Genomic DNA, 24,020 nt, shown 5'->3' with positions numbered 1-24,020 from the left:
TTAAATCAATCTAAATAGAACGTTTTTAAAGGTGGATAACCATTAAATTCGACCGAAGCATAAGAGGTTGTATAAGCTCCAGTACTTAACCAATAGAGTCGATCTCCAATGCTCAAGTTTTTAGGTAACTGATAAGGCACTTTTTCATACATGATATCAGTTGAATCACAGGTCGGGCCTGCAAGAACAACACTTGAATGCTCAGGTGCTGAATGCATTTTAGGTGTGTATATAGGATATTTGATCATCTCACCTAAAGTTTCAATTAGTCCATTAAAGACGCCCACATCCGTATAGACCCATCGTTTATCATCATGTGCTGATTTATTGGCGATAAGAACAATCTCTGAAACAATCACACCAGCATTACCCACCAACGATCTGCCTGGCTCCAAAAATAATATCACCTGATCATCAAAGTGTTCATCAAGATAGCGTTGAATCTCGTGCGCATAACTTTGAATACTGTCAACATCAGCTAAGTAATGTGCTGGGAAACCACCACCCAAATTGATTAATTGTAAACTGATACCGTATTGGTCTTTCAAAGTATTAAATATTTGCTTCACTATCGTTAAAGCTGAACGCCATACAGTGACATCACGTTGCTGACTACCGACATGGAATGACACGCCAAAGGGTATTAAACCCAATTGTCTAGCTTTCACCATTAAATCAACCGCCATATCTGGATGGCATCCAAATTTACGTGATAGTGGCCAATCTGCTGTACCTCCTGACTCTACCATTGCCCTGACAAAGACTTTAGAGTTCGGTGCGAATTCGGCTATTTGGGCGAGATCTGCTTCAGCATCAGTGACAAATAAACGGATTCCTTTTTGGTAAGCGTATTCAACGTCTGAAGCTTTTTTAATAGTATTACCGTATGAAATACGATCTGGATGAATTCCACATTCAAGCGCTTTGTCTAACTCATAAATTGATGCAATATCAAAACATGAGCCAAGTTGATCAAGTTTATGAATAATTTCACGACCTGGATTTGCTTTCACTGCATAATAAATATGGGCTTTTGGAAAGCTATTTTGCAACTCAATAAATTGAGTTTGCACTTGATCTAAATCAACAACTAAAAAAGGGCTTTGCTTTGTTTCGGCAAAATTTTGGATTTTTTTCCATTGTTGATCAGAATAGTATTTTTCTAATTGCATGTAAGATCCACTCACGTTAGCGAATAATTTAACGAAAATGGCCTTTGGCTATAAGTACTTTGGCTAGGGCCGTTGATTGTGCATGTGTTGATTTTCAAGGTATGCACATTAGTCTTACATCAATCTCTATCCAATCTAAGACGATCACTCCATTCATTCAACGTTGGCTCCTCCACCAGATCTTGAAATTCAATTTGAAAGCCTTTTTCACGTAGCAATCCAACCAGCGTCATAAGACTGACTGAATCAAGTCCTAACATAAATAAATTATCCTCCTGCTGAATTTCATCTACAGGTAAATTCAATTGATGAGCGACCATATTTTTTAACTCAATCATGCTTAATTCATTCATGATCATTGCCCCTGACCTAAGGCGTTAATCACAGTCTGAGTATCCATGACTTTTGCACAGCGCCCAGTCGCATACTTTAGTGCAAGATCATGTTCTTCTCGGCTAAAATCCGCCAAGGCATCACCCACCATAAATGCTTGAATATCCAACATAAATGCTTCGGCAGCTGTTAATAAGCAACCAATATGGGCATATACTCCACAAATCACTAATTGATCGCGATTGGCTTGTTTGATTTGCTGCTCAAAATCACTTTTTTTAAATGCGCTATAGCGCCATTTTGTCAGCACGGTGTCTTCATTTTTTGGTTGAAGTGGATCAATAATTTTGGTCAATGCTGGATCAGCTGACAAACCTTTACCCCAAAAATCCGTTAATAGTTGACGATGTTCTTGCGTCTGATCTCCAGGTTGTGCGGTGTAATAGACTGGAATTCCTAGTGCATGTGCCTGATCACTAAGGGCTTTACAATTTCGGATTAATGTGGGAATGGGCGCTTGGGTCTGATCGTAAAAATCTAAAAAATATTGCTGAACATCATGTACCAATAAAACCGACCGTGACGCATCTAAAGTCCAATCAACTTTGTTAACTGGAAAATCTTGAGCAGATGGCATGGGATAACTTGCAATACGTGGGATTGCCATATTTTATTTCCTTCGTTAAATCGTGTCTTCGGTGAGGCGTTTTCTGAGTTGTTTCTTGTCGATTTTGCCCAATGCCGTATAAGGCATTTCTTCAATAAATTCGATGCGATCTGGGATCTTATAGGTCGCCAGACCGTATGCTTGAACGAATTGTCTAATTTGCAGTTTCAGCCTTGTTTCTGATGCATCTTGATCGTTAGGTCGCCATTGAATAAATGCACAACTTTTTTCTCCTAACTTTGGATCTGGTTGTGCAACCAAGGCAGACAAGATGATTTGTTGGTGTTGATTTAAAACCTGTTCGACTTCTTCCGTCGCGATTTTTTCACCGCCACGATTAATTTGTTCCTTACTTCGTCCTTCAACAATAATATTGCCTTCTGGCGTTAATCGTACTAAATCACCAGTGCGATAAAATCCATCTAAGGTAAAAGCACTTCGATTATGTTCTGAAGCCCGATAATAACCTCTAATGGTATAAGGGCCGCGAGTTAAAAGATGCCCCACCTCACCCAATGGCAGCTCGTGATCCTCCTCATCGACGATTTTTATTTCATCATCTGGACTTATACGGGAACCTTGGGTACCTATAATGACTTCTTTCGGATCATCGTAACGCGTGTAATTCACCAAGCCTTCTGCCATACCAAATACTTGTTGTAATCGGCATTGGTATTGATCAATCAACTTTTCAGCTAAAGCATCTGGCAACCTTGCTCCACCGACCTGTAAGGCCGTTAATTTTTTAAAAATATTTGTTGCGCCATTTTGAACAGCTTCAGCCCATGTTGCTGCTAATGCAGGGACAAGAGCAACATGCGTGATATTGTGCGATTCAATGAGTGGAAATACAGTTTGGGGAGAAGGATCTTTCGCTAAAATAAGTGTTCCACCTGCATAAAATAGCCCCAATGAACCAGCCGAACTCATACTGAAATTATGTGCTACTGGAAGCACCATAAGCATACGGCTTTCTGTATCAAGTTCACAAATATCTGCACTGGCACGAACACTATACAAATAGTCATCATGTGTTCTTGGTATAAGTTTTGGTGTGCCAGTACTGCCCCCTGAAAGTTGAAAAAAAGCCACATGGCGAGCCGTTAATTTGGGCTTTGAAACCATATGATTTTTAAACGATGCAAGATTTGGCCAAGGATCAAAATCGCCTGCATCACCAACGACAATCACTTGCTGTAAAGTCGGACATCTGCGCTGGCACTCTTGCGCTAAGGATCTGTAATCAAAGCCTTGATGCTTATCTGCACAGATATACAATTTAGCATCTGTTTGCTGAATAAAATGACTTACTTCGGCATGACGGTGTGCTGGTAAACTCATCACTGGTCGCATCCCTATCCGTAAAGCTGCAAAATAAGCAATAAAAAACTCTGCTATATTTGGCATTTGAATCACAATAGCATCTGCCAGCCCATAGCCTTGTTTAGTCAAGAAGACTGCAAATTGTTCAATATTTTGATTCAGCTCTTGATAAGAATACTGGCGATCACCACAAATCAATGCCACCTGATTGGCAAATTTCTGGGCTGATTCTTGAAAAAATTCAGAAATGGTTTGACCTTTCCAATATCCCTTTTGAATGTACCGTTCTACGAAATCTTCTGGGTATGGCACGATGCCATCCCAGAGCAAAGACTCGTCATTTACATTTGCATTCATTTTATTCCCCATGATTTAAGTGCTGAGAATCTAAACCCAATGCATTTAACATCGTTTTAAATTTCACGATGGTTTCTGACAGTTCACTGTTCGGCTGTGAAGCTTCAACAATTCCTGCACCCGCATAAAGACGCGCATAATGGTCAAAGATACGCCCACAACGTACATTCACTGCCCAAGCACCATTCCCTCGGGCATCACACCACCCCATAGTTCCTGCGAATAGGTTACGTTTAAAAGGCTCTAGTTCCGAAATCAACTGGCGAGCCATAGGGGCTGGTTGTCCACAGACTGCTGGCGTTGGATGTAAAATTGAGACCACATCAAAGATATGTTGCTCTGGATCTTTCAACGTTCCCTGAATTTTGGTCGCCAAGTGCCAAACCGCCTCTGTTTTAATCAGTGAAGGTGATTTTGGGATATTGAGCATTTTGCACAAGGGAGAGAGTTGATCTGCAATGGCTTCGATGACCACGGCGTGTTCATGCTGATCTTTTTGCGAAGCAAGCAATTTTTCAGCTTGTTGTTGATCCAGTGTTGGATCTGAATGACGTGCTAATGTTCCTGCAACTGGATGGCTAAACAAATATTCATTTTGCTTCGCAACGAGAAGTTCTGGACTTGCCCCCATAAACCAACCAGATTGTTTTGGGTTTTGGGCCAATGCAAATGTGTAGCCATCAGGATTAGAGGCCAACAACTGGTAAAATAAATCAATAATATTAATTTTGTGTTGGGTTTTAAGATCAATTGCCCGAGCCAACACTGCTTTTTCTAGCGGTGATGACCTCATCAATTCAACCAATTTGACGACTCCAGCAATGTATTCCTCTTGTGCTGGGATGAGAGTCGCTTGCACTTGATCATCAAGAAAAGACTGAGCCGAATGATCAATGCGCTCATTTACAAATGTGTTTTTTGCTTCCGCAATCGAGATTTCTGGTAAATCTCGATGATCAAAAGGCAAGCTCCCGACCAAAATAAGATCTTTATTCGCTGTTAATTCGATTTTTTTTTGTAGTGTAGATTTTGCTTGTTCGAGCCACTGTGCTTGCTGCTGATTAAAATTTAAATGAGAAGCTCGATCAAATTCGATATGTTCAATTAACTTTTTACTTGAAATGGTCCCCGTTGGCGTTGCGAACACGAAGCCAGGTTGATCTTCCTCAATTAACTCTTCCTTTTTTATGCCTATCATATTTTGAAAAACTGACGGTTCTATTGGCAACATATTTGTTCTCACGATTATCTGTTCGCACTGCGTGCATCAAACTTTCAATATTCACAAAAGGACAACCTCTAGGAGTTGAACGCAACCAATATAATAATTATTATTCCCAATTGAAAATGATTATCGTTTCAATTTGTTAATAAAATTAAAGGATACTTAAATGGGTTTATATATCGTGACGGGTGCAGCCAGAGGAATTGGCGCTGAAATTTGTCGTCAACTATTGCAGAAGGATCATCAAGTCATTGCAATTGATCGGATCGATGACATCAATCAATGGGAACTTTTTAAATTAATTCCTGAAGCATCACTCAACCATCTAGACCACATCAGCTGTGACATTCGTAAGACCAATGAGATTATTCAGCACATTGAAAATTCTATACTTTTTAAAGGCACGATCACGGGTTTAGTGAATGCTGTAGGAGTCTTAGAAATGGGATCTTTATTAAATACATCTGTTGAACAATGGCATGAAAATTTGTCGATAAATTTCATTGGCCCTGCCGAACTTAGTCGTTGGGTCGCTCACCAAATGATTCCGCAAAGAGAAGGTGCGATTGTGAGCATCAGTTCAAATGCAGCCCTCATTCCAAGAATGAATATGGGTTTGTATGCAACGACCAAAGCTACAGTGAGTCACTATTTTAAAAATCTTGCGTTGGAACTCGCGCCTCACAATATTCGCTGCAACTTAGTTTTACCTGGCTCAACCCTTACACAAATGCAAAAACAACTATGGACTGAGGATCGCCCTCCAGCAGGCATTGTCAACGGAAATCTAGAACAATTCCGAAATGGTATTCCATTGCAAAAGATTGCTGAGGCTGAAGATATTGCCAATGCCGTGATGTTTTTACTTTCAGAGCAAGCAGGCCAAATCACAATGCACGAATTAGTGGTTGATGGTGGAGCAACTCTAGGCGTGTAACAGCCCTATTGCCTCATTCAAAGGATAAACTGCCAGACTATTCTGGCAGTGGTTTGTGAATTTGAAGTTGTTCAAAAACAAGTTCTGGTTGAGCTAACCAAGTTTTCATCATCTCCATAAAATCATACCAATAAGCTTTGAGACTCGGCACATCATAAAGTTCTTTGTGTCCGTCAACAGCGAGATACAAACGCTCAATACCATTAACAAACTTATTGGTAATCGCGGTATCAAAGTCTTCAATTGGGCCAGCGGATATGGTTGTTTTTGTTAACTTACACCCTTCGAAATGTTCAGGTAAAGGATAAGGAATCCAATTCACAATAGGTCCAAATAAGATATTTTCATAGGGATCAAAATCTTCTAATACAAATCGCATTTGCTCAAAATAGCTTTGCTGATGCGGTCGAATTTCGGCAAACCTTTTCGTTAATAATAAAATGATTTCTTTTAAGTTTTCTTGTCCAGTAATGCCCAACCTCAATGGCAGGATATTCATGACTAAGCACGGAATACGCATAGATGAAGTACCCAACCGAGACATAAAAGGTACCCCAAAGCATTGTTGAGGATCTTTAGACTGTTTTATTAAATAACTCATCATCACTGCCATGACGATAAGAGCACTGGGCAATTTTAATTCAGTTGCTAATGCATTTAATTGTAGCTGTGTAGGCCAATCAATTACCTCTTCATAACGTGGCCCTTGTGAAAATGGTTCTTTTAATTTTCGTTTAAGTCGTTTCTTAGGGGCTTTCTCATATGAAAAATTAGCCTTCCAAAAGTCTAAATCTTTTTCAGCTTTTTCAGAGTGAAGGTAGCGCTGTTCTTCTGCAATAAACTTTTCATAATGATCGAATCCTTTAATTTTTAATTCAGTACCATTTTTGAGAGATTGATAATAATCAATAAATCGACTAATCATCAGTCCGTAAGCGTAGCCATCTAATGCAACGTGATGCGCTTTAAAAAATAATCCATACTTTTGCTCACCTAAGTGTGCAAACACATAGTCATATAAATGACCCGATTCTAAATTAAATGCTGGTTCTACTTCTTTTTCAGCCCACGCTAAAATTTCCTCCTCATCAAGCTGAGATAAATCAACGAAGCTAGGTTTCCGTATCGTCACATCATCTACTCGATAGACGTATTCGCTCTGAACTAAAGCTCGCCAATGAAGCGATTTAGCTTCCTTTAATGTGAGATAAACTGCTTTTTGAAAAAGCTCTCGATCTAATGGTCCCTCAATAACCAACCACTCCGCCGTATGAAAAGGATAACTGCCATGATAATGATGTCCTTTCCACATACTGTGTTGTGCACGAGTTAATAGATCATGGGATTCATTGATTTGCATAAGACAACCGCATACATTTAATTTTCATTATAAAATCAAAGCTTTACAAAATATCCTAACCTTCATATTTTGTGATTACACTTTGGCACAAAAAGATTATTAAATATAATGATTATCATTTGCAAATTTAATTTGTTTGATTTAGATTAATAACCATTCAAATCTGTCGACTGACGCATGTATTACTGTATCGACGATCTTCACTCCATTGATAAGTACAGAAGATTAAATAATGACGACACAATCTCCTCCTCTAGCTCGACATATTTCTGTCCATTCAACAGAACAAATTTCCACTCATTTACAGCGTATTAGGTTTAAAAGTGAAGATTTCACAGGTTATGCAAAATGTGATGGTGGTGCGCACATCAAATTGTTTTTTCCTAACCCTGATCAACAAGCTCCTGACCTCCCGTTTCGAAATTCTTTAGGCAAAATTACGTGGCCAAATGGAAAGAAACCAATTACGCGGACATATACTGTTCGAGATTTCGATGAAGAACAGCAACTTTTAGTCATCGATTTTGTAAGACATGAAGATTTTGGTATAGCGGCTGATTGGGCAAAGCATGCGAGTCCAGGTGATCTGTTAGGTCTAGCCGGTCCAGGAGGACCAGCACGTTTTAAAATCGATGCAGAATATTGGATTTTTGTTGGAGATCTTTCAGCAATCCCGATGATCGCTGCCTCGCTTGAACAATTACCAAAAGACGCTCATGGTGAAGTTTGGATCGAAATCGAAGATGATTCAGACCAAATACATCTGAATAAACCTGAACACATTAAGCTTCATTGGTGCAAAGGCCCTCATGAATTGAATAATAACATCCGTCATTCTTTGCAAAACTTAGACTGGAAAAATAAAGATATTTCAGTATCACTGGCGGGTGAAAATTCAACGGTGGTTGAACTTCGTAAAATACTGAGACAAAACTTTCAGCTACCCAAAAGCAATTTATATGCTGTGCCTTATTGGAAGCAAGGTCACAACGAAGAGGCTTATCATGAGGAACGCCATCAAGTGATGGATGCCGTTGAATAAGTGAATAGAATTATTTTAATGAAATATGTAGAAAGATATGAAATATAAAACTGCAATTATATTGAGTGCTATCACTCTCTTCACAGCATGTTCTCAGTCGAATGAACCTTCTTCACGAGACAGTAAAGCGACGGTTGAATCTCAAATAAATACGACACGACAAATTGAAGATGCTTTAGGTCGTCAAGTTACGATTCCTGTTCAGCCACAACGTGTTGTGGTTTTAAGTGAACTTGATTTGGATAGTGCTATTGCGCTTGAAATAAAACCTATAGGCAGTAGTTATGTTCGAGGTCAAAGTAATTTTCCAGATTACCTCAAAAATGAAACACAACAGATCGCCTCCGTCGGTAACTTTGGACAACCGAGCATGGAACAAATTCTCACGTTACAACCTGACTTAATTATTGCTGGAAGCATGATTGATACACAAATGATTAATCAATTGCAGCAGATTGCACCCACTGCAGTCAGTTTTGCACGCGGAGAGCCATGGAAAGACAGTTTCAAAAAGGTAGCTCATTTATTAAACAAAGAACAACAAGCCCAAAAAGCTCTAGAAGCGTACGATCAATATGCGCAAGAAGCTCAACAGAAATTACATGCTCAACAAGGTCAATCAGTCAGTGTCATTCGTTGGACAGCCAATGGACCTGTGTATATGTTAAATGATTCATTTGCGAGCCAAGTTTTAAAAGATATTGGCTTAACACGACCTCAACATCAGCAACAACCAGGTGCAAGCCATACGCCCCCAATCAGTCGTGAACGTTTTGATCAAATTGATGCAGACTGGCTCATCATTGGCAGCCATCTAAACACAGATAAGCAGCTGGACGAACTAGAAAAATTACCAGAATTCCAACGTCTTAATGCTGTAAAAAACAAACATTATTTCGTGGTGGATGCATCTATGTGGACTGGCATAGGTGGACCACATGCTGCTCGACATGCCATTGATGATGTATTGAAGCATTTCCATAATTAACATGCTGAAGAATGCTACAACTGTACTTGATCGATTCCCGCTGATGGGAATCGTGCTTAGCTTAATTATTTTTTGTTGCGCTGTTTTGTCGATCGCGTACGGCGCTGGTCAGCCCTACTTTACAGACAGTTTGCAACTTATTCTTCAGGCACTAAGTCAATGGTCGTTAGAACCAATCACTCCCCTATTGGAAATTAGAATTCCACGCACTATTGCGGCGGTGAGTGTCGGATTAGCTTTAGCGATCTCAGGCGTCATCCTTCAGAACTTGCTTAAAAACCCTTTGGCTGATAGTGGATTAATCGGAATTAATAGTGGTGCATCTATTGCCATTGTTTTGGCCATTGTTCTTCAAATGGATACCTTCGGACTATTTTTTTGGGCGGTGATTGGGGCTTTAGTGAGTGCATTATTGGTCTTTGCCATCACCCCTCGTCAAATGACAGGTCAAAGCTCACTTACACGTTTAGTCTTAGCTGGACTGGCAATCACCAGTACATTCCAAGGTTTTATGGCTGCCATTCTTCTGAGTTTCCAAAATGGCTTAGACGACTATCGTTTTTGGGTTTTAGGTTCGCTCAATCGCGTTGATATTCAATATCTCAGTCTTGCACTGATTTTAATGGCGATCGGACTCATCATCGCTATATTGGTAATACGCCCTCTAGGTCTTAGCTTAGTTGGTGATCAACTGGCGAATAGCTTAGGCTTAAATACGAAACTACTTGATGCATTCTGCATTTTAGCTGTGGTTTTATTAACTGGAAGTGCCGTTGCATTAACAGGACCAATTGCCTTTTTAGGCTTGATTGCACCTTACTTTGCACGAGCTATTGGTGCTCAGAGTATTCAGAAACAGCTCATCTATAGTGGACTATTTGGCATGTTGTTGTTGCTGATGGCGGATATCATTGCACGTGCAGTCGTGCAACCTTTCGAAGCCCCTGTCAGTATTCTTTTAGCCTTATTAGGTGCACCTATTTTGATATGGATGGTGCGTCAAAATAACTTACAAAATATCATTCAGGCGGAGAAATAATATGTCTTCTCTGTTGAGTCGTTTAAAACAAAAATCAATGATAAAGGCTTGGATAATCATTCCGATTCTACTGATATCACTTAGTTTATTTAGCCTGATGTACGGTGAAATCACATTAAATTTGAATACGCTATGGAATGTATTTACAGGCAATGCGTCAGCTGCACATCAACTTCTCGTTGAAAAGATTAGATTACCACGACTTTTGGCAGCCTTATTGATTGGCGCTGCACTCGCCTTATCTGGTCTCATTCTTCAAATTATCACCAAAAATCCTCTTGCGAGCCCAGATGTTTTTGGTATCAGTGACAGTGCAGTGCTTGCTTTGGCATTCACCATTCTCCTCTCAAGTTCTAGTATGTTAGGTCAATGGTGGCAAGCATTAATGGGTGCGATCTTCTGTGTTTTTTTTATTTTAATTGCTTCAGGCGGTGTGGGAACACAAGGGTATCGTATTTTGGTCATCGGGGTCGGAATTGCAACACTCATGAAAGCCAGTTTTGACCTTATCCTTGCGACACTGCCAGTAATGCACACCAGTAATGTTTTAATTTTTAGTAGTGGTAGTTTGATTGGTCGAAGCTACAGCATCTTGCTACCAACTTCGATTTTTATCATGCTGCTTATCAGTATTATTGTGCTGTGGCGGCGACTATTTAGTGCAATGGTTCTCCCTGATTCTGTCATTGATAGTCTAGGAGAACCCTTATCTAAAATTAGACTGATGCTCATTATTATTGCTGCGTTTCTCGCTGGGACCGCTGTCAGTATTGCGGGCCCCATTGGATTCGTGGCTATTGCCGCACCAATCATCGCATTTAAATCATTTCCTCATCATTTATTTCCGATTTTCCCAACCATGTGTATTGGTGCATTAATGGTTTTAAGTGCCGATTTACTTGGAAAAAATTTGCTTGCCCCTGTCGAAATTCCCGCAGGCATTATTAGCGGCATGGTTGGTGGTCCACTGTTGTTGTGGTTGTTATATCGTCATTCTAGAAGTATGAGTCGTACATGAGTTTAATCATCAATCAATTAAGTGCTGGATATAATCACCATCAAGTTTTGAAGGGTATCAATGCTGAATTTCAGCAGGGTCAAGTCATCGTCCTCATTGGTCCAAATGGCTGTGGAAAATCGACCTTGTTAAAATGTATTGCTCAAATTCATCCATATGATCAAGGCCAAGTCATTTGGGAAAAAAATCAACTGAATTTACTCAGTAAAAAGTTGCTCGCTAAGCAACTCGCATTACTTCCACAGCATGTAACTGCACCCAACGGCATGACAGTTGAGCAGTTAGTAAGCTTCGGTCGTTTTCCACATCAAGGTTGGTTTAAACGACTCAACATCGAGGACCAAAAAGCGATTGATGACGCTTTGTCTGCGACCCATTTAAGCGAATTAAAAAATCAAAATTTAAGTAATCTATCAGGAGGTCAACGTCAACGTGCATGGATCGCAATGGTACTCGCACAACAAACTCCTTTAATTCTTTTAGATGAACCAATCAGTATGCTCGATATCGGTCATCAAGCCGATATTTTAAATTTAGTCCGCTCTCTAGCCTCACAAGGTAAAACCATAGTGATGGTTCTACATGAATTAGCCACTGCTGCACGCTGTGCCGATTTTCTAGTTGCCATGAAAGATGGTCAAATCATTGCACAAGGAAAATCAGAAGATGTTCTAACAAAGCAATTAGTCCATCAACTCTATAACTTAGATGCTGAAGTCAGACTGGTTGAAGATGATCAACTCAAAAAAAGGTTACTGGTCATCCCAAATAAGTTTGGTGATTAATCTTCAATACCAATTCAATCCATCTCCATGAATGACAACGTAGATTTCTTATGGAAGAGCATTATTCCATTGCAAGCTTTTGAGATTAATTAGTGGTAATAAACTGAAATCATTTTCTTATCTTGCCCATTTACATTGCTTACTTGAACCACATAATGATCTAAACTTAAACGATCATCTTGAGTCACTTGATGATCTTTTAACTGCTGAATGAGTTCATGTAATTCAATACAATATTTTTCTAAAGAACTTTCAGAACAGCTATAATTTTCAATGACTGAACCTTGAAATTCAATATTTTGAGCATGCACGACGTGCACCGAAATGACCATATTTAGAATAAGTATAAATAATGATCGCATTGCCTTTCCCCAATAAAGCATACGATCTTTAAATTTACATAAAAATAAAGTTAAAACAATATTATAAATTAAATATTTTTTATCAATGTGAACTACATATCACTATTGATATTGGATTGTGACCGTTGCCTGACCTCTCACACGACCAGGTTCTACTTGGTTTTCAACTTGGATATAGCGTGCTTTCAATGGCAAGTTATATTGAACCGTTTGATTCGAGCTCACGGTGCCAAGTTGTATTTGCTCACCTTGAGTAATAACTTTATTTTGATTTTGATAATTGGAAATTAATTGTGTATTTACACCTTTGGCTCTGACATTTGACGCTGCATCATTTACGATTGAATTATTTCCATTTGAAGTGTAATCAAAGCTTAGGCTAATTCGGTTTGTTTCTGTCACACTCGTCGGATTATCTCCACCATTACATATGATATTCATATCAAATGCCTGCTCACCCGCTGTAGATCCAACACCTTTAAAATCAGATTTATTTACTGTAGGTAAATTCACCGTTTTATTGATATTTCCTTGGATCTCACATGAACTTGAAGCAATCGTAATCGCATTACCATATACTGTGCTGGTTAAAAAAGCTTGCTGAGGATAGCCCTCTACATAATAAGTACTATAACGTCCCGGTGCTATTACACCTGAACCCGTATTCACTGCAGTTTTGATAATTTCGACAACAAAAAAACCATTATCTAAGTTATAAGTTGTATTAGCCGTTAACCTACGAGTGTATGGATAATAACCTGAAAAATTTTGATTATTTGCGGCTTCACGATAAAGCCTAATCCCAATACCTGGAATATTGGTTTCATAAACTGAATCCCCAGCGGGACTCAACTGACCATTTTGAATCAGTCTTGCATTAATATTTACAGGATTTCGATCACACCGAATACTTGAACCATTCGGTGAAATTGGAAACGTTTTTTTGGTTAAAACTCGGCCTACTGGATCAGATGGTCTGACTACGACTCTGCCAACAGCCATGCTAATATCAACTGTTCTAAAGTTAGCTTGAGGTGTACAAGCTGCTTGAACAGAAGTTATGGCAAAACCTGAGAGTACAACAGCACCTATTAAAATATTTGTTTTCATTGACATAGAGCCTCTGTCGTAATCATATTTTCAGACTGATGCGCAGTGACATCATATTGGATTTGGCAACGATCATCTGGCTCATCACCCCAAACGATGTTTAAAGTATCTTTGAGTGCTGCAGTTCTGACATAAACCAAACCACCTTGAGCAACTAAACCAATGCTTTCTTGATTAGAATTGAATACTTCTGCTGCAAATGGTAAAGACTGTCCATCTTTTAGCGCACTTTTGATATAAATTGCCTTCCCTGATTTAGTCGCAAAATTCACTTTCGTTATCGCGCCTGAATAAGGTGCAATTCTTTGACTTGTTTCCATTAACTCTACATCTGTCGACATCTCTTCAGGGTTCAAGCTAATGTCATTCAGACGATATGGTGTGACATAAGGAATAATCGCATAACCAGATTTATTAATTTCTAAACCTGTCGAATTATTTACTTTTGCACCTGAGGCTTCAGGGGCATACACCAAGACCATCGTTTGCCCCTGATCTGGTCCAAAATGTACGCCATCACGGTGTACAACTACATTGCCTCGGGCTGTGACTAACATTTGTTGATATTGATCCGCCAAACTATAAGACGCGCCAAGAGTTGAATAATTTGTTCGATATTGTACATTAGTGTTAAAACTTGGATTATTGCCATAATCAGCGGAAGTCGAAAATCCGTAATTGAATTTTTCGCCCACTGTACCACTCGCACCTACATTAATACGATCTTGCGTGGTAATTGAACTTAGATTTAAAGCGCTCTTTTTAAATGTTAGTGGCAAAGAAAGCGTCAGCATATACTCAGTATCGCTGCTACGCATATTCGTATTGTTATTTTCTAATTCTCGTTTAATGGCAGATAAACCATACGTCAGCAAATTATAAGTATTACTGTAGCCAACTTGATATTGTTTAGACTTTTGGTTGGTGTTCCAATAATCACTCCAAGAACCTGTAGCATAGAAATTGCCTAAATTATCTGGTAATCCTTGGTTTAACGTGATGGTAAACTCACTTCTCTGCTTACCTACATGACCTGAGCTTACACCCTTTTCATCCAAATCTTGGATTAAAAAGGCATCGCGTAGTTTCAAAAAGTTTTCAGTTGAATAACGATAAGCAGCCAAAGTTAAATTCGTATTCGTCGGGCTAATTAATTTGCTGTAACTCAAACGATAACTTTGTCCAGTTTGATCTTTTCTTCGATCAAACTTAGCATCAGATTGCGTGATATCAATTGCAATCGCACCAATTGGTGTCGCAAAAGCTGTACCGACTAAATATGCCTGATAATTTTCAGAAAATTGTAGCCCTGTATAGGCTGTAATATAGTTATTGATCCCATGTTGATATTTTGCCTGACCAACCCATGGATCTAAATCAATATCCTTATCTCTAAACTCACCTATCGTAAATGAATAACGATTCATACCAGGTCTTAGCATTTGTACAACTGATGCATAAGGTACAGAAAAGCGCTGAATTTGACCGTCAGATTCAATGACTGAAACTTCTAATTCACCACCAAAGCCAGTGGGATAAAGATCATTAATTTCAAAACTACCCGGTGCAACTGTAGTTTGATAAATAATTTGACCTTGTTGTTTAATTTCGATTTTAGCATTCGTACGAGCATTACCACGAATTCGGGGCGCATAACCCGTCATGCTATTGGGTAACATCCGTTCATCACTTGTGAAATCTAGACCGCGATAACCTACAGAATCAAATAATTCACCATTGGTAAAATAATCACCGAGTGTCAACATACCTCGATATTGGGGAAAGGCACGTAGTACATAAGTCGTGACTGCATCGTAACTACTTTTATTACGCCCCTGATCTTCGTGATCAGACCATTTCCATTGACCATTATGACGGAGTTGCCACCCACCTAAATTTGCACCAGTTGCCAAAGACATGAAGGCATTGTTAATCTCAGGATTGGTTTCAGAGTTATTTTTTGTTTTATATGCTGAGGCACTGTATGAAATAAATCCAGCATTAATCCCTCGATCCCAAGCACTTGGGTCGATATAGCCCTGAGCATTTTGTTGCATCGCAATTTGAGGGATAGAAATATCTAGTCTTAAACGAGCAGAATCAAACTCATAAAATGCATTTTTCACCCAATTTTCAATACGCTGACAAGATGTCGAAGTAGAATTAGACGGCTCAAAGTTTAAAATCTCTTTTTTGACACCAAACTGCATTAATGTTTTTGCATCAAAACACGTATAAGCATTTGTTGATTTATTATTTAATTCATTCTTGAATACAACTCGATGCTTACGATACCAGTTACCATTTACGTAAACATCAACATTATATTCACCTGGCAAAATAGGATTTCCAAACTTAAACCTATCTGTATTAATTGATTGTGCGTTTTCACCAATCAAAAAAGATGAGTCAAATTCCACACCATCCGCTGATGATTCGTTTGAAATCTCTTCACCATGTGCTGGCGTTAAATAAGTAAATCCGAACGTTATAGCCCCCAAAACAATCATAATTGTAGGAAGTTTTTTTTCATCATCTTGTTTTTGGTTACGGATCAGCATTTTTTTGCCTACCTATTAATATTTAATAGGAATATTGATTCATTAATTTAGGGATTTAATTTCAAATCTGTCTGAATACGCCCACCAAAATCATTAATCGTTGTAAAACTCAACTTACTATGAGTGATAGCTGACTTTAGATTTATATTTTCACTTGATTTGGGGCTCACCATGATCCCTTCTTTCATCAAATCCACCAATTTTCCATTAGTTTGTTGACTTAATATCGATGTGATTGTGACGTGATAAGCCGTTGGATTAATCACCTGGAGTTGATTACCCACTTGCTTCCATTGTAATTTTGCTGGAGCTTCTGCAACCTTATCTTTCAAATTTGTTGGTCGATAAAATAATTTAATTCTTGAGCGTATTGCCAATTGTAAGAAGTTATCTGGTTCCGTGCTTTGAGCATTGGCTTTAGGTTTAGGCGGAATATCTAAAACATTCAACCAAAACACAGTTTCTTGCTCACCACTTAATGATTTTGCATTTGGCAAAGCCGTGATTCGAAGCGATTGACTCTTGGTGGGATCAACACGCGAGATTGGCGGTGTAATAATGAAGGGAGCTTTAGATTGTTCAGGCTTACTCTTTGGATCACCCTCATCAATCCATGCTTGTACCAATGATGGTTTATCACCATTGTTACTGACCTGTAGTGTGATTTCTCTTGCATTTGCTGGGTATATTGCTCTTGTTCCATGAATAATGATTTCAGCATGAGCAAAACTTGTCGAAGCCAATAGCCCCAACGTCATTGTTATATTTTTAAATGAACCTAGCATGCAATTGATCTCTACTTAATACATTTGATTAGAGTCAAGTTAATCAACAACTTAACTCTATTTTAAAAACAAATTATTGATAAATAATCGTGTATTGAACTGAAGTAGTTACAGGACCTGCTGTAGAAGCACCAGTCGCATAGTATTCTGCATAGTAGTCAAGTGCAGCAGTTCCACCATCGACAACATCAACCCACTGAGAGTTAGTTTGCGCACCGTTCGCACCAGCCTGCTGAACTAAAATAGGTTGGTTGTTGCTTCCTAACAATTGAACTTGTACGTTTTTAGCACCATTAGCATCTTGGTTATTTAAACGACCAGTGTTGAAATCGACCGTTGCACCAGGTTCGAAATAAGTTGCGACTTTACCTTCTGAACAATCACTTAGATTGATCGTGAACGGTGTACGACCAGCGACTTCACCAGCTGTAGCGAGCGTTTGTTTTGAAACTGTAGGTAGAGTCACAGTAAAGTTTTTGCCTTGTGGCGTTACAATGTCACAAGTCTTATCTGTAACTAAACCGTTGATTGTAATTGTTCCATCAGCTGCATTTGCTTGTGCAATCGTAGCTAATAAAACTGCTGAAAATAATGCGATTTTTTTCATTAGTCTTACTCTAATTCGGGGAATGGTGGGATGTTTAAAAATGTCGATTGATATGCAAAAAATTGCAAAAGCATGGTATTACATTACAAAATAAGTGTAAATAAAGTCACATTTTGCCATTTTCATTAAAACCATTTCACATTTGTAAATTTATCTTTAACTCTTTATTTATTATTAATTAATTATTCATGTATTTTTTTGTAACTATGAATTTTAAAAAATTTAGTTTAATTACTCTATAAAATTAATAATTTTTAAAATATTTATATATATTAAAGCGATATTATGAAATTTTTGATTTAGACAAATTCTGTCATGATCCCGTCATAATTCTAAATATTTAATATGATGCAATGATGCAATGATGCACGATTATTTCGCTCATAAAAAAACCCTGACATTAGTCAGGGTTTTTGTATTTGGCGGAAGCGGTGAGATTCGAACTCACGGAGGACTCACACCCTCGTCGGTTTTCAAGACCGGTGCATTAAACCGCTCTGCCACGCTTCCATGTGCGCCATAATACGAAGCTTTTCATATCATGACAAGTAAAAATTACAATCAAACCATTCAAGTGAATATAGTTTCACCAAATGATTCAAATTTATTAAATTTTGGCTGCAATTTCAGCACCTTCACGAATCGCACGCTTAGCGTCAAGCTCAGCAGCAAGCTTTGCACCACCAATAATATGATATTTCGCTAAAGTTGTTTCAGCCTCTGATGGCATAATCTCTTTAACAGATTCTTGCCCTGCACAAACAATGATAGTATCGACTCGTAATAATTGATCATGCCCACCAACTTCGATCCACAGACCTTCATCACTCACTGATTTATATTGAACGCCACGCAACATTTTCACATGATGTTTTTTTAATTGGGCACGATGAACCCAACCAGAGGTTTTACCTAATCCTATACCCAAAGGCGTTGTCTTACGTTGCAATAAATATATTTCGCGAACTGGATGATCCACTTCAGCAGGTTGTAAACCACCTTCAGAAACATACTGAACATGTGGATCAACTCCCCACTCACGTTTCCATTCTGCCAAAGGTTGTGGCTGTGGCTGATGTTCAGGTTTTAATAAAAACTCTGACACATCAAATCCAATACCACCAGCACCAATTACTGCTACCTTTTGACCCACAGGCGCACCTCTTAATACTTCTGCATAAGATAAAACTTGTGGTGCATCACTTCCTTCGATCTTCAATGCACGTGGTACAACGCCTGTCGCAACAATCACTTCATCAAAGCCTTCACGCTCAAGCTGTTCACGATTAACTTTAGTATTTAAACGAAGTTCAACCCCAGTACGCTCAATTTGGACTTTAAAATAGCGAATGGTTTCATGAAATTCTTCTTTCCCAGGAACAACTTTCGCTAAGTTGAATTGTCCCCCTACATCATTAGTGGCTTCAAATAAAGTAACTAGATGACCACGACTGGCAGCAACAGTCGCTGCCGACATTCCAGCTACACCACCACCCACAACAGCTACTTTTTTTGGCTTCTTGGTTTTTAAATAAACCAGTTCAGTTTCATAGGCTGCACGTGGATTCACTAAACATGTGGCACGTTTATTTTTGAAAGTATGATCCAAACAAGCCTGATTACACGCAATACACGTATTGATTTCATCAACACGATTAGTTGCCGTTTTATTCACCCAGAAAGCATCCGCCAATAATGGACGAGCCATTTGAATCATGTCGGCTTTACCTTCAGCCAAAATAGCTTCGGCAGTTTCAGGCATATTGATTCGGTTGGATGCAATCACAGGCACAGACACATGTTTTTTCACCTCTGCGGTATAATCTACAAATGCCGCACGAGGAACAGAGGTTACAATTGTTGGAACACGAGCTTCATGCCAACCAATACCTGTATTCAATAATGTGATACCCGCTTCTTCTAGCGCTTTAGCAACCGTGATCACTTCATTCATTGTATTACCGTCATGAACTAAATCGAGCATAGATAAACGGAAACAAATGATAAATTTTTCGCCAACTTTCGCGCGAATTGCCTTAACAATTTCAACTGCAAAGCGCATACGGTTTTCTATTTCCCCGCCCCATTGGTCTGTACGCTGATTGACATGACGACTCATAAATTGGTTCAGCAAATAGCCTTCTGATCCCATGATTTCGACACCATCATAGCCAGCTTTTTTTGCGATACTTGCTGTAGCCGCATAATCTTGAATCGTATCCAGAATTTGTTTTTCTGACATCTGACGTGGTTTAAATGGTGAGATCGGCGATTTTATTGGGCTTGCAGAAACCACAAATGGTTGATAACCATAACGCCCTGAATGCAAAATTTGCATTAAAATTTTTGCACCATGTTTATGAACTGCATGTGTCACTAATCGGTGTGGGGCGACATCACCTAAGGTATTCATTGTGCCACCAGCTGGAAGCAGCCAGCCCTGACGGTTAGGGGAAATACCACCTGTAATGATGAGACCTACGCCCCCTTTAGCACGCTCACCAAAATATGCTGCTAATTTAGGATAATTATAAAAACGATCTTCTAGACCGGTATGCATCGATCCCATCACGACACGATTTTTTAGGGTAGTGAAACCAAGATCAAGAGGTTTTAATATATTTGCATAGCGAGTTGTCATGGCAATTCCTTATTTTATGGGCTTTGCAACTTGTTGCATAAAACTATACTTCTTTTTTCATAACTGTTTATGGCAATTTTTTTTCTTTTTCTATAATAAATTACCAACTATTGAATTAGATATTAATATTCAATCACTTACAAAAAATATTTTTCATTAAGTTCGCATTGAAAAATTGCAATAAAATAAATTGATGCATAAAAATCTTTACAAATACGCTGTGTTATTTTCAAGAGGAATCATGAATTAGATTAAGACTTGCTTATTACTTTTGAGTTTTGACGAAATATTGCTATTTATTCAAATATTTTTGCACCACGTATCTTTTTTTAAAAAAAATTACCAACGAAAAGTGCTATAATTGAAGAAATATATTTTTCAGGTTACCAATTTTCTAGGTGCCTATATTCTATCGTTAGGATGAACAATGTCTGATAATGCAACTATCTTACAGAATGTACCTGTAGGCAAAAAAGTTGGTATTGCCTTCTCTGGTGGTCTTGATACTTCTGCTGCTTTATTGTGGATGAAGCAAAAAGGTGCTGAACCTTATGCGTATACAGCAAACTTAGGTCAGCCAGATGAAGATGATTACGATGCTATTCCAAAGAAAGCTGAAGCTTATGGCGCTGTTAAAGCACGCTTAGTGGATTGCCGTTTACAACTTGCATTAGAAGGTATTGCAGCAATTCAATGTGGTGCATTCCATATTTCTACAGGTGGTGTACCTTACTTCAATACAACGCCACTTGGTCGTGCAGTCACAGGTACAATGCTTGTTACTGCGATGAAAGAAGATGACGTCAACATTTGGGGTGACGGATCTACTTATAAAGGTAACGACATTGAGCGTTTCTACCGTTATGGTCTATTAACGAACCCAGCACTTAAAATTTACAAACCTTGGTTAGACCAAACATTTATCGATGAGCTTGGTGGCCGTGCAGAAATGTCACAGTTCCTCATCGACAACGGTTTTGACTATAAAATGTCAAAAGAAAAAGCATACTCAACAGACTCAAACATGCTTGGTGCAACTCACGAAGCGAAAGATCTTGAGTATCTTGATGCTGGTATCAAAATCGTTGAACCGATTATGGGTGTTGCATTCTGGAAAGAAGACGTTGAAATTGCACCTGAAGAAGTTTCAATCACATTTGAAGAAGGCTTCCCTGTTGCTCTTAACGGTCAACGTATTGAAGATCCAGTTGAGTTAATTCTTGAAGCGAACCGTATCGGTGGTCGTCATGGTCTAGGTATGTCTGACCAAATCGAAAACCGTATCATCGAAGCGAAATCTCGTGGTATTTATGAAGCTCCAGGTATGGCACTTCTACACATTGCTTACGAACGTCTTGTGACTGGTATTCATAACGAAGATACCATTGAACAGTACCGCATCAACGGTTTACGTTTAGGTCGTTTACTTTACCAAGGTCGTTGGTTCGACTCACAAGCGCTTATGCTTCGTGAAACTGCGCAACGTTGGGTTGCTAAAGCAATCACAGGTACTGTGACTTTAGAACTTCGTCGTGGTAACGATTACACCATTATGAACACTGAATCTGAGAACCTTACATACGAAGCTGAACGCTTAACTATGGAAAAAGGTGATTCTGTATTCACGCCAATGGATCGTATTGGTCAATTAACCATGCGTAACCTAGACATTACAGATACACGCGCTAAGTTAGGAATCTATACTGGTGCAGGTTTACTTGCTGTCGGTACAGGTTCTGCTGTTCCACAACTTAAAGACAAAAACTAAGATTTAGTTTAGTCCCAAAAAACCGCGCTTTGAGCGCGGTTTTTTATTTGGACGTGAAAATCTATTATTGTTCCCTAGATGGATAATGACTCATTCATCTAACGTATGCCTCATTTCCATATTAATCAGCACAAATAGATGTAAAACCCCTTTTATCGGCTTTTGTCGTTATCAATTTCAAGCAATATCGATTATCATCTATGTTATTTTTTCAGTAAGACTTGCCTTGAATACGATCACTTTAATCCAGCCAGATGATTGGCACGCTCATTTAAGAGATGGTTTAGCACTTCAACGTACTGTTCCTGATTTGGCGAAGCAATTTCATCGCGCAATCTGTATGCCAAATACAGTTCCACCTGTAAAAACTGTGGAAGAGGCACATGCCTATCGTGAAAGAATCATGGCGCATGTTCCTGAAAATGTAAAATTCGATCCTCGTATGGTGCTTTACTTTACGGATCATACTTCTCCTGAAGAAGTACAAAAAATTAAAAAATCTCCATATGTAAATGCAATTAAGCTTTACCCTGCTGGAGCAACCACGAATTCTGATAATGGCGTTAGTGATATACGTAAAGTGTATAGCGTCATTGAGCAACTTGAAGAACATCAGGTTCCTCTCTTACTCCACGGCGAAGTAACACATCATCATGTTGATATTTTCGATCGTGAAAAACGTTTCTTAGATGAAGTTTTAGCACCGCTGCTTAAACAATTTCCAAAATTGAAATTAGTTTTAGAACATATCACCACAAGCGAAGCTGCACATTTTGTACTTGAGCAAGATCGCAACGTGGCAGCGACGATTACACCACAACATTTGTTATTCAATCGCAATGACATGTTGGTTGGTGGTGTTAAACCGCATTTCTATTGTTTGCCAATTTTAAAACGCCAGACACATCAGCAAACTTTGTTAGAAGTCGCAACAAGTGGCAACCCTAAATTTTTCTTAGGTACTGACAGCGCTCCGCATTCTAAAAATGCGAAAGAAAATGCCTGTGGATGTGCGGGATGCTATAGCGCTCCAACTGCAATTGAATTGTATGCTCAAGCATTCGATCAGGTCGGTAAAATTGAACGTCTTGAAGGTTTCGCTTCATTCTTTGGTGCGGATTTCTATGGTTTACCTCGTAATACTGAAACCATTACATTGATCAAAGAAGATCAAGTGATTCCTGAAAGCCTTGAATATTTAGATGGCGAACAGATCATTCCTCTTTATGCAGGTAAAACAATTCAATGGAGAAAAGTGTGACCACTGAAACATTACCTGTCATCGGTCAACGCTTCCGCGGGTTCCTACCCGTGGTTGTTGACGTGGAAACAGCTGGTTTTAATGCAGATACTGATGCATTGCTCGAAATAGCATGTATTCCAATCATTTACGACGAGTCTGGAAAGTTTGTACCTGGTCAAGCGCATCATGCACACATCAATCCATTTGAAGGTGCAAATTTAGATCGTCGCTCACTCGACTTCATTGGCATTGATCCTTTTAATCCAATGCGTGTAGCGATGGCAGAAGATGAAAAGTCTGCACTTAAACGTATGTTTAAAGCAATTAATGAGGTACGCAAACAACAACAATGCACACATGCTGTGCTAGTTGGACACAATGCTCATTTTGATCTTGGTTTTTTAAAAGCGGCAATTGCACGTACTGGAACTAAGAATCAAAATCCATTTCATAGTTTCTCGGTTTTTGATACGGTGACTTTGAGTGCTGTGATGTTCGGACAAACTGTTTTGGCTAAATCATGTATTCAAGCTGGCATCGAGTTTGATGGTAAAGAAGCCCACTCTGCTTTGTATGACACACAGAAAACAGCTGAATTATTCTGCTATATTTTAAATAAATTAGCGCCCCATTTACTTGAAACACTCGTTTCAGAGTAAAAATCTTTAAATACCCCAATATTTTAGAAATCTTGATC

General features: G+C 38.9%; 21 protein-coding genes and 1 tRNA gene. 9 read left to right on the top strand and 13 right to left on the bottom strand.

The window, feature by feature from the left end; translation table 11 throughout:
- Positions 1-5 precede the first annotated feature (5 nt).
- From AC1M9A_RS00560 to AC1M9A_RS00540, 5 genes are all read right to left on the bottom strand, one after another.
- Entirely contained in the window at positions 6-1,172 is a 1,167-nt protein-coding gene (locus AC1M9A_RS00560) for a type III PLP-dependent enzyme (RefSeq protein WP_481609394.1), read from the bottom strand.
- Positions 1,173-1,291: 119 nt separating this feature from the next.
- Positions 1,292-1,525, bottom strand: a complete 234-nt coding sequence (locus AC1M9A_RS00555) for a phosphopantetheine-binding protein (protein WP_481593149.1) — start codon at positions 1,523-1,525, stop codon at positions 1,292-1,294.
- A 2-nt stretch (positions 1,526-1,527) separates the two neighbouring features.
- Complete coding sequence (locus AC1M9A_RS00550) at positions 1,528-2,172, bottom strand: isochorismatase family protein (RefSeq protein ID WP_481609393.1); 645 nt, start codon at positions 2,170-2,172, stop codon at positions 1,528-1,530.
- A gap of 15 nt (positions 2,173-2,187) precedes the next feature.
- On the bottom strand, positions 2,188-3,852 hold the full coding sequence (locus AC1M9A_RS00545; protein ID WP_481609392.1) for a (2,3-dihydroxybenzoyl)adenylate synthase: 1,665 nt from the start codon (positions 3,850-3,852) through the stop codon (positions 2,188-2,190).
- A 1-nt stretch (position 3,853) separates the two neighbouring features.
- The gene (locus tag AC1M9A_RS00540) at positions 3,854-5,083 is read right to left on the bottom strand and encodes an isochorismate synthase (RefSeq protein ID WP_481589718.1); all 1,230 of its coding nucleotides are present in this window, start codon (positions 5,081-5,083) and stop codon (positions 3,854-3,856) included.
- A 160-nt stretch (positions 5,084-5,243) separates the two neighbouring features.
- Here AC1M9A_RS00540 and AC1M9A_RS00535 point away from each other — a divergent pair, with 160 nt between their 5' ends.
- Complete coding sequence (locus AC1M9A_RS00535; RefSeq protein ID WP_481589717.1) at positions 5,244-6,014, top strand: SDR family oxidoreductase; 771 nt, start codon at positions 5,244-5,246, stop codon at positions 6,012-6,014.
- A 37-nt stretch (positions 6,015-6,051) separates the two neighbouring features.
- Here AC1M9A_RS00535 and AC1M9A_RS00530 read toward each other — a convergent pair whose 3' ends face one another.
- Positions 6,052-7,374, bottom strand: coding sequence for a condensation domain-containing protein (locus AC1M9A_RS00530; protein ID WP_481609391.1), 1,323 nt, complete (start codon positions 7,372-7,374; stop codon positions 6,052-6,054).
- A gap of 232 nt (positions 7,375-7,606) precedes the next feature.
- On the opposite strand from AC1M9A_RS00530, the gene AC1M9A_RS00525 reads away from it, so the two are divergent.
- From AC1M9A_RS00525 to AC1M9A_RS00505, 5 genes are read left to right on the top strand one after another with little or no spacing between them, the layout of a single operon-like run.
- On the top strand, positions 7,607-8,416 hold the full coding sequence (locus AC1M9A_RS00525) for a siderophore-interacting protein (protein WP_481609390.1): 810 nt from the start codon (positions 7,607-7,609) through the stop codon (positions 8,414-8,416).
- Positions 8,417-8,453: 37 nt separating this feature from the next.
- Positions 8,454-9,404, top strand: a complete 951-nt coding sequence (locus tag AC1M9A_RS00520; protein WP_481609389.1) for an ABC transporter substrate-binding protein — start codon at positions 8,454-8,456, stop codon at positions 9,402-9,404.
- A gap of 1 nt (position 9,405) precedes the next feature.
- Positions 9,406-10,443, top strand: coding sequence for a FecCD family ABC transporter permease (locus AC1M9A_RS00515; protein WP_481609388.1), 1,038 nt, complete (start codon positions 9,406-9,408; stop codon positions 10,441-10,443).
- Between the two features lies 1 nt (position 10,444).
- Positions 10,445-11,461 carry a FecCD family ABC transporter permease gene (locus AC1M9A_RS00510; RefSeq protein ID WP_481609387.1) on the top strand — a complete coding sequence of 339 codons (1,017 nt, stop codon included), beginning with the start codon at positions 10,445-10,447 and terminating at the stop codon, positions 11,459-11,461.
- The gene (locus tag AC1M9A_RS00505; RefSeq protein WP_481609386.1) at positions 11,458-12,246 is read left to right on the top strand and encodes an ABC transporter ATP-binding protein; all 789 of its coding nucleotides are present in this window, start codon (positions 11,458-11,460) and stop codon (positions 12,244-12,246) included. Before AC1M9A_RS00510 ends, AC1M9A_RS00505 begins: the two co-directional genes overlap by 4 nt.
- A gap of 89 nt (positions 12,247-12,335) precedes the next feature.
- Here the strand turns inward: AC1M9A_RS00505 and AC1M9A_RS00500 are convergent, their stop codons facing one another.
- The 7 genes from AC1M9A_RS00500 to AC1M9A_RS00470 form a co-directional block, all read right to left on the bottom strand.
- Positions 12,336-12,608 (bottom strand): hypothetical protein, encoded by a 273-nt coding sequence (locus AC1M9A_RS00500; protein WP_481607099.1) that lies wholly within the window; start codon positions 12,606-12,608, stop codon positions 12,336-12,338.
- A 102-nt stretch (positions 12,609-12,710) separates the two neighbouring features.
- The gene (locus AC1M9A_RS00495) at positions 12,711-13,718 is read right to left on the bottom strand and encodes a fimbrial protein (RefSeq protein ID WP_481609385.1); all 1,008 of its coding nucleotides are present in this window, start codon (positions 13,716-13,718) and stop codon (positions 12,711-12,713) included.
- Entirely contained in the window at positions 13,715-16,228 is a 2,514-nt protein-coding gene (locus AC1M9A_RS00490; RefSeq protein WP_481609672.1) for a fimbria/pilus outer membrane usher protein, read from the bottom strand. Before AC1M9A_RS00490 ends, AC1M9A_RS00495 begins: the two co-directional genes overlap by 4 nt.
- 98 nt (positions 16,229-16,326) lie before the next feature.
- Positions 16,327-17,037, bottom strand: a complete 711-nt coding sequence (locus AC1M9A_RS00485; protein WP_481609671.1) for a fimbrial biogenesis chaperone — start codon at positions 17,035-17,037, stop codon at positions 16,327-16,329.
- A 100-nt stretch (positions 17,038-17,137) separates the two neighbouring features.
- On the bottom strand, positions 17,138-17,671 hold the full coding sequence (locus AC1M9A_RS00480) for a fimbrial protein (RefSeq protein WP_035266450.1): 534 nt from the start codon (positions 17,669-17,671) through the stop codon (positions 17,138-17,140).
- A gap of 420 nt (positions 17,672-18,091) precedes the next feature.
- Positions 18,092-18,181, bottom strand: a tRNA-Ser gene (locus tag AC1M9A_RS00475).
- A 97-nt stretch (positions 18,182-18,278) separates the two neighbouring features.
- Positions 18,279-20,312 carry an oxidoreductase gene (locus AC1M9A_RS00470; protein ID WP_481609384.1) on the bottom strand — a complete coding sequence of 678 codons (2,034 nt, stop codon included), beginning with the start codon at positions 20,310-20,312 and terminating at the stop codon, positions 18,279-18,281.
- A 427-nt stretch (positions 20,313-20,739) separates the two neighbouring features.
- On the opposite strand from AC1M9A_RS00470, the gene argG reads away from it, so the two are divergent.
- The 3 genes from argG to rnt all read left to right on the top strand — a co-directional run bounded on the left by argG (position 20,740) and on the right by rnt (position 23,982).
- Positions 20,740-22,080, top strand: a complete 1,341-nt coding sequence (gene argG, locus AC1M9A_RS00465) for an argininosuccinate synthase (RefSeq protein ID WP_092765981.1) — start codon at positions 20,740-20,742, stop codon at positions 22,078-22,080.
- A gap of 226 nt (positions 22,081-22,306) precedes the next feature.
- Positions 22,307-23,341, top strand: coding sequence for a dihydroorotase (gene pyrC / locus AC1M9A_RS00460; RefSeq protein ID WP_092766254.1), 1,035 nt, complete (start codon positions 22,307-22,309; stop codon positions 23,339-23,341).
- Positions 23,326-23,982 (top strand): ribonuclease T, encoded by a 657-nt coding sequence (gene rnt / locus AC1M9A_RS00455; RefSeq protein ID WP_035266446.1) that lies wholly within the window; start codon positions 23,326-23,328, stop codon positions 23,980-23,982. Before pyrC ends, rnt begins: the two co-directional genes overlap by 16 nt.
- The last annotated feature ends 38 nt before the right edge of the window (positions 23,983-24,020 follow it).

Source organism: Acinetobacter sp. ANC_7634 (assembly GCF_056779875.1).
Note: the sequence above shows the minus strand (reverse complement) of the source record. Positions and strands in the feature narration are given on the sequence as shown.